This is a genomic window from Pseudoalteromonas spongiae UST010723-006 (genome assembly GCF_000238255.3).
In the GTDB taxonomy this organism is placed as follows: Bacteria; Pseudomonadota; Gammaproteobacteria; order Enterobacterales; family Alteromonadaceae; genus Pseudoalteromonas; species Pseudoalteromonas spongiae.
Window position 1 is genome coordinate 176,195 of the sequence record NZ_CP011040.1, and the last position, 12,387, is coordinate 188,581.

Annotated in this window: 10 protein-coding genes; 7 read left to right on the top strand and 3 right to left on the bottom strand. The window is 40.6% G+C overall.

Going from position 1 to position 12,387, the window contains the following annotated elements:
- Positions 1 to 26: 26 nt before the first annotated feature.
- The gene (locus PSPO_RS15310) at positions 27 to 1,229 is read right to left on the bottom strand and encodes a PQQ-dependent sugar dehydrogenase (RefSeq protein ID WP_010558285.1); all 1,203 of its coding nucleotides are present in this window, start codon (positions 1,227 to 1,229) and stop codon (positions 27 to 29) included.
- Between PSPO_RS15310 and PSPO_RS15315 the strand changes: the two genes are divergently transcribed.
- Positions 1,214 to 1,657, top strand: coding sequence for a hypothetical protein (locus PSPO_RS15315; protein ID WP_040642114.1), 444 nt, complete (start codon positions 1,214 to 1,216; stop codon positions 1,655 to 1,657). The genes PSPO_RS15310 and PSPO_RS15315 overlap by 16 nt on opposite strands.
- A 28-nt stretch (positions 1,658 to 1,685) precedes the next feature.
- On the opposite strand, the gene PSPO_RS15320 is transcribed toward PSPO_RS15315, so the two are convergent.
- The gene (locus PSPO_RS15320; protein ID WP_010558283.1) at positions 1,686 to 1,982 is read right to left on the bottom strand and encodes a DUF6482 family protein; all 297 of its coding nucleotides are present in this window, start codon (positions 1,980 to 1,982) and stop codon (positions 1,686 to 1,688) included.
- 202 nt (positions 1,983 to 2,184) lie between these two features.
- Between PSPO_RS15320 and PSPO_RS15325 the strand changes: the two genes are divergently transcribed.
- From PSPO_RS15325 to PSPO_RS15350, 6 genes are all read left to right on the top strand, one after another.
- Positions 2,185 to 2,907, top strand: coding sequence for a hypothetical protein (locus PSPO_RS15325; protein ID WP_010558282.1), 723 nt, complete (start codon positions 2,185 to 2,187; stop codon positions 2,905 to 2,907).
- A 125-nt stretch (positions 2,908 to 3,032) separates the two neighbouring features.
- Positions 3,033 to 4,580, top strand: coding sequence for a hypothetical protein (locus PSPO_RS15330; protein WP_010558281.1), 1,548 nt, complete (start codon positions 3,033 to 3,035; stop codon positions 4,578 to 4,580).
- 223 nt (positions 4,581 to 4,803) lie between these two features.
- The gene (locus tag PSPO_RS15335; RefSeq protein ID WP_010558280.1) at positions 4,804 to 4,950 is read left to right on the top strand and encodes a DUF3626 domain-containing protein; all 147 of its coding nucleotides are present in this window, start codon (positions 4,804 to 4,806) and stop codon (positions 4,948 to 4,950) included.
- Between the two features lie 696 nt (positions 4,951 to 5,646).
- Positions 5,647 to 7,269 carry a chitinase gene (locus PSPO_RS15340; protein WP_010558279.1) on the top strand — a complete coding sequence of 541 codons (1,623 nt, stop codon included), beginning with the start codon at positions 5,647 to 5,649 and terminating at the stop codon, positions 7,267 to 7,269.
- Positions 7,270 to 7,558: 289 nt separating this feature from the next.
- Positions 7,559 to 8,347, top strand: a complete 789-nt coding sequence (locus PSPO_RS15345; RefSeq protein ID WP_010558278.1) for a cell surface receptor IPT/TIG domain-containing protein — start codon at positions 7,559 to 7,561, stop codon at positions 8,345 to 8,347.
- 381 nt (positions 8,348 to 8,728) lie between these two features.
- Complete coding sequence (locus PSPO_RS15350; protein WP_010558277.1) at positions 8,729 to 10,975, top strand: TonB-dependent siderophore receptor; 2,247 nt, start codon at positions 8,729 to 8,731, stop codon at positions 10,973 to 10,975.
- A 559-nt stretch (positions 10,976 to 11,534) separates the two neighbouring features.
- Here PSPO_RS15350 and PSPO_RS15355 read toward each other — a convergent pair.
- Positions 11,535 to 12,305: a hypothetical protein gene (locus PSPO_RS15355; protein WP_010558276.1), complete on the bottom strand. Its 771-nt coding sequence runs from the start codon at positions 12,303 to 12,305 to the stop codon at positions 11,535 to 11,537.
- Between the last annotated feature and the right edge of the window lie 82 nt (positions 12,306 to 12,387).

Below are 12,387 nucleotides of genomic sequence, written 5' to 3' on the forward strand. Positions count from 1 at the left end.
GTGTGACAGCGCTTATCGATTTTAGTTTAGTTACTTAGCTTCGAAACAAGTAGCAATTTGGCATCTTTGCCATCGGTTAAAATGGCGATATTACCGCTATTGCTAACAAATACATCACGCAGGCGGCCGCTTATTTCGGGGAAAACGGCGGTTTGTTTAAAGCGATTATTGTTAATATCAACTGCGTACAGTTTTCTATCAACGAGCGTGGTAATTAATACGTGCTTTTGTAGTGATGGGAACGCGTTAAAACGTGTGCCGTAGTAAGCCATGCCCGAGGGAGCAATAGAGGGTGTCCAATTAATGCTTGGTTGTTTCATATCCTTGTATTGAGTAAACGGCGAAATTCGCGCTTGTGAATAGTCTTTACCGTAGGTGATCACCGGCCAACCGTAATTTTCTCCAGCACTTAAAAAATTAAGTTCATCGCCGCCAGCAGGGCCATGTTCATGACTTACAATGCGTTTTGCATCGTAATCGTACACAAGCCCTTGTGCGTTACGATGGCCAAGAGAAAAAACCGCATGAGCGTTTGGGTTTATGTGAGCTTTAAATGGATTGTCGTTAGGTATGCTGCCATCTAGGTTTATGCGTAGCATTTTCCCTAATTGACTCGTTACAACTTGTGCTTGTTCACGATAATCAAAGCCGTCGCCACTTGAAAACAGCAAGGTATTGTCTGGCAGTATTAGTGCGCGACCAGCATAATGTTGAGGTGTGCCTTTATCGGTTACCACCGTATACACAATTTGAGGTTTTGAAAATTCTGTGCCATTAAACTGTGCTTTTGCGATCACTAAACGGTTAGCGCTTAAGTTGCCTTGAGCGTAGGTAAAATAAACGGTGTTTGATTGCGCATAATCAGGTGCAAGCAGTATATCAAGTAAGCCGCCTTGCCCTGCAAGGTACAGGCCTTCAAAGTTAAGGTTTAGCCTTGTTTGGCTGTTGTCTTTTACTATCACTACATGGCCGTCTCGTTCAGTAATTAGCCATGTTCCATCGGGTAATTCCACCATGCTCCAAGGCGCGTTTAATCCGGTTGCAAAGGTATGTATGTTGTAAGTTTCTAACGGTAAGGTGGTGTTGTTTGCAATGGCGCTTGTTGAAACACCTACAGATGTGACAAAACTAAATGCGATACAAAGCAACCATTGTTTACAACCTAAGTGTTTGCTAGTGTGAGGGAATATACCTTTGTTGAGTTGCGCTAACCTTGTTATTTTTAACACGTTTATTACCTTCGTTTTTAGTTGCGTGGCTGCTGAGCTTTACCATAGCTAGCTTGTTCCATAGCCAATATGTTGTCAATCAGTTAGTAAATGTTGGGGTGGCGGTCCCATTGGCTGTTCGTCTTAATGTAATGGCGCAAGATTGGCTTGGCATGATCACAACTTATGGCGTGATCATCGCAGTTGCATTGGCAATTGCGTTTACGTTTGCTAATTGGCTTAGCAAAAAATACGTTATTTCGCGCGACGTATGGTTTACCTGTGCAGGTATTGCAGCGCTTGCTACTGTGTTAATTGCGTTTGAACTCATTATGAAAATTAACGTGATTGCGGGCGCAAGAGGTTGGGGGTTTTATACCCAATTACTCGCTGGCGCCGCAGGTGGTTTTGTGTTTTCAAAAGTAAGTGCAGCGCTAACACGTAAATAATAAGCTGTTAGCTTTAAAGTAAGCTTATTTAGTACAGCTTATTATCTCCAAGCGACACTTCCATCTCATTACTCCCTTTAACTGGGCCGCCAATCATTTCATCGTAGGCGCTGCTTTGACGTACCACCTGTTTTTTAGCTTTTACATTCTGAAAACGCTGTTGCAGTGCTAATAAATTATGGTGTTTTATGCGTTCACCTTGCTCGTCAGTAATGATGTATTCCTGTCCTTCAACTACCGCACTTACGTTGTAAAGCGCTAAATCAAGGCTATTAAAAACAAGTTTTTCAACTTCAAAGTACTTTTCTAATTTGCTCAGTTTCATTGTTGTATTCTTATTTAAACCATAACCTTGTTTATTACGTATACCACTTCAAATTAGATTAACTAGTAGCGTTAATTTTTATGTGTTAAACAAGCTAATAGTTTGTTCTATTTACATATTTAGTAAAGCCAATAAAATAGGCAAGGCGACAACGGAATCGCCGTTAATCAAAACAACCATCGCTAGCACAAATGGATTTTATATGCGCTCAATTGCAAAGCACTCGCTCGACCTTGATTTAACCGACAAAGATTGGTTTAGATACGCTTCCTTTCAGGGTAAATCATCGCTACAAGCCGATTCAGTAACGCGACTTCAGTCTTTGCCTGCATTAGCGGTGTTATCAGGTTGGGCTGAAGTGTTTTTTGCCCTTTTGGTGATGGCTATTGCGCTATCAAGTTTGTATTTAGTAGAACGTTACCCACGTGGCATCGCTTTTTTAATTTGTTTAGGCAGCTTTTTAACGGTGTTTATTATTAAGCGCTTAGTAACAATTAAAAAGTATGGTTTTGGCAGTAAAAAAGTGATGACCATTAGCCAAAACCACATCGAAATTGAAGAACTTGCTAAGAAGGTAAAAAAAGGTGGCAGTGAGTTAGTTAATAAAAACGATATAAGCGAAGTGGTTTTTAACTACACCTATATTCGCAAAAACAAGCACCGAGTCGGTGGCGTTGCTAATAAAACACGCGCTGTTTTGCATACTTGCGATATTCATTTAAACGACGGTAAAACCATCTCCCTCGACGCTATGCGCGTTGGATTATTTAACGTACTGTACTTATTAGTATTTCATCAATACCCACTGAAATTTAGAAACACCTCAGCCGGTGGTATCGGCACTATGTCGATTATTTTACTACGATTATTCGCACTCGGCGCAATCGGCAATGCGTTAATTTTGTTGGGTAATAAGTTGTTTTAACTTATTAATATTTCACATTGATTTACATTTACTAAAATGAATATAGATCTTTTGATTGCAGGGTATTTACATTCAAAATAAAGTTGCGGGCGATAATTATAATAAAACTCGCTTAAGGAAAAAGAGTGAACTTAAAACATCTATGTTGCGCCGCTATCATCTTCTTTTTAGTTGGCTGTCAAAGTACACCGAAAGACCAAAACGCCCAATTACTCTCAAACTCACATGGTTATTTAGTTGTAAATTTGCCACGTTTTCATCCCAATGTGGAAGTTACAAATATAGCTACTAAAAAGAAGTACACTCTCACCACGCGTATCAATAACACTTCTGGTTTATGGCTACCTGAGGGGGAATATGCTATTAGCAAAATGGGTATGCAGTCCAAGATAAAAGGGTTTCCAACGATTAACGTAAAAACAGGTACGTTAACTGATATGGGCTCTTTGATTTACTTTGATTTAGGGGACGATCAAGAAATTTGGATTCCAAAGCGTTTAGGTAACGAAGAACAATTAATAGCCCCACATATCGCAAAATATTCTCCTTACTTGTCGAACCAAAATAGTATCGTTTGGCAGCCAAAAAAAATGCCTTTGCCTAGCAAAAGTGTGATGACAAGTTCAGGACAAGGCTTAGTGGTTGATCTAATAAATGTTTATGTGCACAGTGTTCAAGAAGGAGCGTTGAAGAAAGGTTTGTCAGATGAATTAGATGCTGATCAATTTTATAATTTAGCAATCAAAGCGTTACCACCAATACAGTCGCAAATTCCGGCAAGTGATAATAATCAAAACTTATATTATGGTGCCGAGCTTGGTGTAATCAAAAAGCGTGATGCAAAAGGGCAATGGGACATTATTCAAACAAATCAAGTGAGCGACATTCATACCGTTCGAACGCTTTCAAATGGAAAGCTATTAGCGGCAAACGAAGCGCAACAAATGATTGTTGAAGCGCAAGAACAATGGCAAGTGGTAAGCAAGTTTGAAAATAATGAAAAAATTCAAGATATCGATATTTTAGGCGACAAAGTTTATGTAATCACAGCTGATTATGAAGACGTAAACTATATTCCATTCGGAGGTAATAACTATACATTAAAAGTTTATGAGTTTGACGCTAGTAATTTCGCATCTAAAAAAGAAATCTATTCGAATTTTAGAAAATGGGGTGCAAGAGCACACGGCAAAATTGTAAATAATAAATACTATATTGGCTTATCGCCAGAGCTACTTGATGTTATCGACTTGAATACGTATCAGACAGAAAATTTAAACGTGCCTCAAAAACTCACAAACTTTAATGTGATAGGTGAAATAATTACGCTATACAACCAACAAGGCGCATTTTCTGATCTATTTGTTTCAAAAGATTTAGGGCAAACGTGGCAAGAACTTAGCACACCACCATACACCATTGGCAGTATTTTGTTCGAATCACCGACTAATGGAACAGCATACCGCATTGCTGCTAATTTAGCAGATGTGAGCTTTTTCTTGCAAAAATATGATGCGCAAAAGAACAAATGGCATAACTTTTCTGAAGCGCCACGTGAGTGCAAATTTATCTTACACGATGCAGAGTATTTCCCTCGTTTTTGTGTGACTAAATCAGATGAAATTATGTCATACCAGAATAAACAGTGGTCAAAGGAGTCCAGCTTTCTTTAATTTATTACTTTCTAATAAAAGCACCCTTGCTATTAAATGAGTTAGGGTGTTGTCTTTTTAAGCAAGCCCGTATTGGGTAAGTCTTAATCTATTGTTTCTATTATTATTGGATTAAAGTGATAGAGGTGGGCTGTTAGCAGAAGTAATGAAATGCTGTTCCGCAAGCAATTGAAAATATTCGCTTAAAGTCAAAAAAGGGGGGGGGAGCGTTGTTAACTGCCCCGTGACTATTAATTTTCACCCAGATCGCTTTACTAATCAAAACGTGCCGCTGGTGCTCGTAATGCAAAAAGCAGGTCACTTGCAATCGCAATTTGAAATAGGCACCAGTAATGGCGGTTTAACAGCGTATGCTGTTGTAGAGCGCTAGCTTTGGGAGCAGAGCGTATTTGATGGTGCTTCAAACAGCTAACCAAATTGAATTTGTGAGCGTGCCAGCACTGAAATTAAGTGAGAGACATAAAACACCCATGTGTAATTAGCATGAGTGTTTTTTATGGTATTCTTAGCTGTTGATTATGAATTCCCTGTAATCAAACGTGGTATCTTCCAAAACTCTTACTTTATTGTTTATTAATTACTTTTTAACGCTGTTACCTTATGCGCTTTTGTTACAGCGCGAAAATCCAACACTAATAATGTTGCGTGTAACTGCCCATACTCATTTTACCGTTCGTGATAACGATAAGGCTTGCCCGAGTCTGTAAGCCTTTTTTATGGTTTTGCTAAACCAATACTACTGATAAGGCCCTTATTAAAAATAGTGTTTGACAACGCTGTCAAAAGGTACCAGTATTCGGTACGTTAATTTATTGTTAACGTTTCCAAGAATAACTAACCTCAGGCTCAGATAACAAATAGTGAAAGTACATAAGTTTGAAATAGATAAAGTTGTTTTAATGTGCTTGCGACAAGTGTTTTCAAAGTTCAAGGCATAGCCCTTGAAACAATAGCGCGCATTAAGAGTGAATTTATTGCCAACACCTTTTACGGTTAAGCCAGTAAAAGTAACCGTTAGAAACACATTCGTTATCTCCACTTGAGGTTAACCAATAAGGGCAGAAAAATGAAAAGAACACAGTTAGCGTTGGCGCTAAATTTAGCGCTGTTAACGCCACTTGCGACGCACGCACTTAATGTGCAACCCGACCCACAAAACCCCAATGGTTATGTGCTATTAAAAAGCGAAGTAGCGACTGCGGCGCAAACTAAAACCGCAAATCCAATGTACGCAATTTGGTCAGATGCGCTGCGTACCGCTGATAACACGTTAGTTGAGGCGATTGTGCCAAATGCCGCTAGCAACCCCGCCAATGTAAAGCGTGCAGAGCGGGTTTTTGGTCAGGCGCAATGGGACTTTTTAACTCAAATGGCTGCACCTGAGTATACCTACACGCGTTTTTTACGCGCAATTGGTAAGTTCCCAGCGTTTTGTGGTGATTATAGCGATGGACGTGATGCCGATGCGATTTGTCAACGATCAATCGTTACCGCATTTGCCCACTTTGCCCAAGAAACGGGCGGCCATATTGCAAGAGACAATACTTCAGATAACCCGCAAGGTTTGGAAGAATGGCAACAAGCGCTTGTACACGTAAGAGAAATGGGCTGGTCTGAAGGGCAACCCGGTTACACCACGGGCTGTGGTCAGAATGACTGGCAAAATCGCCGCTGGCCATGTGCACCAAATCAAGGCTATTTTGGTCGCGGTGCAAAACAATTGTCGTATCATTTTAATTATGGCGCGTTCTCAGAAGTGATGTTTAATGGTGATGCCACGGTATTGTTAAATAACCCAGCACTGGTTGCAGACTCATGGTTAAATTTAGCCTCGGCGATTTGGTTTTTCTTAACGCCACAAGCACCCAAACCGGCAATGTTACATGTGATAGACCGTACATGGACGCCGTCAGAGCGCGAAACATCTGCTGGGATCGGGTACGGCTTTGGCACTACCATCAATATTATTAATGGTGGCATTGAATGTGGTGCACAAAATAAAAATAAAGGCCAGCCGGTAAATCGTATTCGCTACTGGGAAGGGCTTTCAGCGCATTATCAAATACCGATTGAAATGGATGAAGAAAATACGTGTTGGCAACAAACCCCGTATGGCAGTTTAAATTTAGAAGGCGCAACCGATGTGCTTTACACCAACTGGGAAGGCGACTGGGCGTATTACGCAGATAGACCCGGCGGTTATGCGTTTGAGTGCAAACTAGTGGCATATCAAACGGCGTATTCGGCGTTAGTACCGGGCGATTATGAAAAATGCGTAACTAATTTCTATGCCTCACACGCAAATTGGCCTGAAGTAAGGTTAGTTGATACCTTGCCCGATCCCGTCGAACCGCCATCAACAGGCAACGCTTGGTCTGCGGATAAGGTTTATGTTCAAGGCGATAAAGTGGTGTATCAAAACGCTGAATACCAAGCAAAATGGTGGACACAAGGTGATGTACCAAGCGCGGGTGGTCCATGGCAACTCATTGGTGAGGTAACTCCGCCAACAGAGCCACCTAGCAAACCGCCTGCTGAGCCGCCAGTTGAGCCACCAACAACGGTTGCACAGTGGCAATCAACAGCAGTTTATGTGGGCGGCGACAAAGCAGTGTTTGAAGGCAAAACCTACACGGCAAAATGGTGGAATCAGGGCGAACAACCAAATACCAGTAATACTTGGCAGTAATTAAACCGGCTTTTCAGCAATTAGCTGATTTAAAAAAATGAAAAAGCGCACATACATGAGTGCGCTTTTTTGTTCACATGGCGAAGGGGTAGTTAACTTGGCTAGTAAAGGTGGGCTACACCTTATCGACCCTTCATTTAGTTAAACGTTATGATTTTCAAAAGCGATCAATCAACCTTTAAATATATAAAGAAAATATCCAGGGGATTGTTTTTATAAATATATTTTTACTGTGTACTTTTTCGGTTACCCTAGTCACTCATGTTTCTTTCAACCCAGGATGCGCATTATGCCTTTCACTTTGCGACCGTTCGGTCTTTTCTTTATTGCAACTATGGCTCTAAGTGGCTGTGGCGAAACGCCATGGTATGAAAAAGACACTGACGGTGACGATATACTGGACGTGATTGATGATTACCCATTTGATGCAACCAAACATCATTATCCGGTATTTATTGAGCAAGAGCCGAATGATAACCCAGGTATTGCGACACCAGCGAAACTAGATGATGGCTTTATTGCTGCTGGCACAATTTCATCGCGTGTTGATAAAGGCGATTTATTTGGCTTTGATGCGTCAGAAGGAACGATGATCACTGCGTTTTTTACGACACAAGCAGAGCGCTTTTCTCCACAAGTGTATATTTCAAATGCCGATGGCTTGGTTATCGATAGCTATGTTATGAAGCCATTTTCAAAAGATGGCACCTATGTTGTTCACTTTCAATTGTTTGAAGCGGGTCGTTATCAGCTAAGCGTAACGGATAACAACTATGCGGGTGGCGAAGATTTAAGCTATAAAATTACCGTATTCCACGACACAGATGTCGATGCCTTTGACGACCGAAAAGAGCGCAGGTTAATGAGTGATGTAAATAAAAACGACCAAGATAATGATGGCATTATTGATGGCTTAGAGTATTTGTTAGCACGCTCAGTAAAGCTGCTTGACGCTGATAATGATGGCCAATTTAACTGGCAAGATGACGACTCAGACGGTGATGGCACTGCCGACAAGCAAGAAAGTAAACAAGATAAAAATAATAACGGTCAACCAGATTTTTTAGAAAAGGGTTAGTTAACTACCTTCGAATCTGCTATTAGCGCTTTTTTTCGATTTAAAAGTCTATGATTTTTTTTTAGGTTTTATTTAACGTGCGCCTAAAAATTTAATTATTCATTATTTTATAGCCCTACGTGTATTGGATTCAGGTTTGTATTTGAAAGAGAGCCAACTTTTAAAATTTGCGTAGTATTTTAGCGTTGGCTATTTAGTTACGAACGTTATCAAATTAAAACATGCTATTTAATAATCACTGATGTTTTAAATTTGATGATGAAAAAGTACTTTTCACAAAAAAAAGTAATTGCAAACAGTATTGAGAATGGTTTCCATTAACTGTAATATTCGCGCTTGATAATTCATCTTACTCAACTACTTACAATTACGTGATCAACTATGAATAGTTTTAAGTTTAAGTACCCAAATTTATTATTGGCGACCAGTATCGTTCTTTCGGCTAATGCAATCGCTAACGAAGAAATTCAATCTACAAAAGAAGAAATGGAAGTTATTACGGTAAGTCCTAAAGGGCTTATCTCGTATGTTTCTGCGTCAGCGTCTAAATCGGACACACCGATTGTGAAATCGCCCGTATCAGTATCGGTATTGACCGAGAAGCGTATTGCTGATTTAGGCGCCGAAACACTTCAAGATGCGATTGGCTATGTTGCTGGTGTTTATAACGGACCTTATGGTGTTGATACACGAGGTGACTGGGCTCACATTCGTGGTGTTGCGCCTGTTCAGTACTTAGATGGGCTACAAATGATGTTTGGTTATTACAATAATGCACGTCCAAACCCATATAACTTTGAGCGTATTGAAATCCTAAAAGGACCTTCATCAATGTTGTATGGCCAAGGCTCAACAGGCGGTATTATTAACTCTGTGAGTAAGCGTCCAAAGCAAGGGACATCGGGCGAAATTTGGGCTCAACTTGGTAATTTTGATCGTAAGCAGCTTGCATTTGATTTTAATACAGCAGTTGATAGCAATGAAGATGTGCTAGTACGCACAGTAGCTATGTACCGCGACAGCGAAACGCAAACAGAATATGTTGATGACAATACATTGTTCTTAGCACCAAGCCTAACTTGGCATGTTACTGACAACACGAGTTTAACGGTACTAACAAATTTCCAAAAGAATGAATCGGGCTCAAGCACACAGTTCTTCCCGCACGAAGGTACAATTAACTCTGCACAGTATGGTCAAATTCCAAGTGAACGTTTTGTTAGCGAACCAGGCTGGGATCAGTACGATACAGAACAAAAAGCTGTTACTTTAATCGTAGATCACTACATCAATGATATGTTCTCCGTTCATTGGTCGGCGCGTAAAATGGACTCTGAGGCAACATATCGCACCATGTATGCATGGCCACCAAAGCTTCAAGAAGACAAACGTTCGATTGTGCGTAACTTTAGCTTAAGTGATGCTGTTGCAGATTCAATCACAACCGACCTACAACTACGCGGTGCATTTGATACAGGCATGGTTAGTCACACGATTGTAACTGGTATTGATTACCAAAGCGCAGATACTGATACAGATCGTTTATACCTTACACCAGCGTCTATCAAGCAGTTTGTCGGTATCGACGTAGATACTTCGCTTGATTTATACGACCCAGTTTATGGCCAAATTGGCTTCTTGCCGACGGGCGATATGATCCCAGACACACCAGGGCAAAACGATAAGCAAATTGGTATTTACTTCCAAGACAGCATGGAAATTGGCAACTTTATCGTAAACGCCGCCCTTCGCTACGATGAAGTTGAAACAAAAAGCGATGCTGCTGGAGCTGTAAAAGACGAGCAATCAGCAACTACAGGTCGTTTAGGCATTCTTTATACCTTTGAAGATTACGGCATTGCACCTTATGTGAGTTATTCAGAATCATTCTTACCTCAATATGGCTCACGCCCTGATGGCTTAGACGAAAATGGCCAAGTAAAGTATGGTACTTACAAACCACGTGAAGGTGAGCAACTTGAGGCGGGAATAAAATATCAGCCGAAGGGCACAGAACACCTGATCACAGCATCTGTGTTCGACATAACACAAAAGAATGCACCGCGCAGTATCGCACCAAATCATGAAGTTCAAGATGGCTCAACTGATATTCAAGGTATTGAATTAGAAGCGCAGTTAGAGTTCAATGAGTTTGATGTGTACGCAGCCTATGCCTACACTGATTCAGAACAAAATACCTCAGATAAGTCTAAAGAAGAGCTACTTGGCTTAATTTTACAAGGTCAAACATATCTGCAAAATCAACTTATAACTGATTCAGCTTCACTTGCCGCAGTGCCTGAGCATTTATTTAATATTTGGACTACTTATCGCCCTGAAAGCTTTTTACCTGGGCTGAAAGTAGGTGCTGGTATGCGTTATGTGGGTGAAACTTTTGACGGGAGCCGCACAATTGAAGCACTTGGCCAAACGTTACACACAGCAGTTACTACAGATGCATATACTGTGTTTGATCTGATGGTTGGTTATGAGTTCAACAATTTCGACATTAGCTTAAACGTTGATAATGTTGCTGATAAAACAGTGGTCACAAGTTGCTTATACCGTGGCGATTGCTTCTATGGTCAACAACGCACAATTACAGCGAATGTAAAATATCGCTTTTAGCAGCTAAATACTGTTAACGTAATTATGCTAACACTTCAAAGGGCATGTAAATGCCCTTTTATCCACTCAAATTTGACTTTGTAACCCGCTGTAAATTGACGACTCACAGAATCACATTATTCACCGATTGCTTGGAAATAAAAGAGGTTCTGCAAGCAATATGCATAAATAAGGTTAGCTTTAGCTTACCACCCTAATATTAAATAAATACAAATGAAAAACCGAATAGACACTTTTCTGCTTCTGCACTGTATGTTGCTTTGGCATGCCTCAGCAAGTTGAGAATTTTGAACGCGATAGATGTTTAGGTAAATGATACAAAATAGCGAGACTAGACTATTCGTTTGAGCTAGGGATAACTCAAGTATCGGCTTAGAGTAAGCCCTATTTTTAAAATACTGAAGTGGCAACGTTAAAGTATCGTTTTGCTTGTATCGGAATTTGTATAAGTTAGGAACATCAACCTTTAGTAGGAGCCGCAGTAATTCCTTTAAAGCGACTTAATTTTGTTTATATAGTTGGGCCAAACTATGCGTTGGCCCTTTGTCTGCTTGATCCGTTAAAGTTGAGCTGGCTTTGCTGCTGCAAGTTTGCTCTCTAAGCGTTGTAACTGTTCTGCGAGTGCATTTTGCGTCATTTCTAATTCGGCTATGCTGCCACCAATTTCAACTTGTTTGGCGTCGCGGCCTTGTGATTTAGACTTTATTTGGTCAAGTTCGGTATTCACTGCAGCTAATTGATTTTTAAGTGCTTTAGTTGCTTGCTGTTGCTCTTCAAGTACCGAAAGCTTTAACGTGAGTTCAGTATGGTTTTGCGACAGTGTTTTAAGTTCAGAGCTAACATTTGCTTGCGCTGTTTTCTGGTTTTTAGTGATGTCGCTAGCTTGATCTTTTAACTGTTTAATTTCAGATTGGTTGCGTCGCCACGCAGATGCCCAAAGCTTGTCCATTTGTGTCCAAAGTTCGTCTGTACGCTTACTAAGTGCGCTTACCTTGGCTTTAATGGCGCCTGCCGATTCACCCATTTCTTCGCCTGTTGCTGAAAGTGCGCTTTCTAATTCAGCAATGCGTTGATTTGATGCAGCAAGCTGAGCTTGGGTTGCAAGATTTTGTTGGTAAAGTGTGTATCCACCTGCTGCTAACGCAATAATGGAAATAGCACCCAGCCAGGTAAATACATTGCTACTTTTTTTAACGGCAGGTGTGTCAGGTACGTTTTGCGGCGCGCTTGGCGCTTGCTTACTCGATTGTGCAATCGGCTCTTTTGATTGCGCAACCTGATCTAGGTCGGGCGTACTACCAAATAGTTCAGGTTCAATTCGTTTATTCAACACGTACTCCTAATGTTGTTACTTATTTCTGGCGTTGAAGCAGCTTACTGCAAAATGCTGAAAGATGGAATTACTATACCTA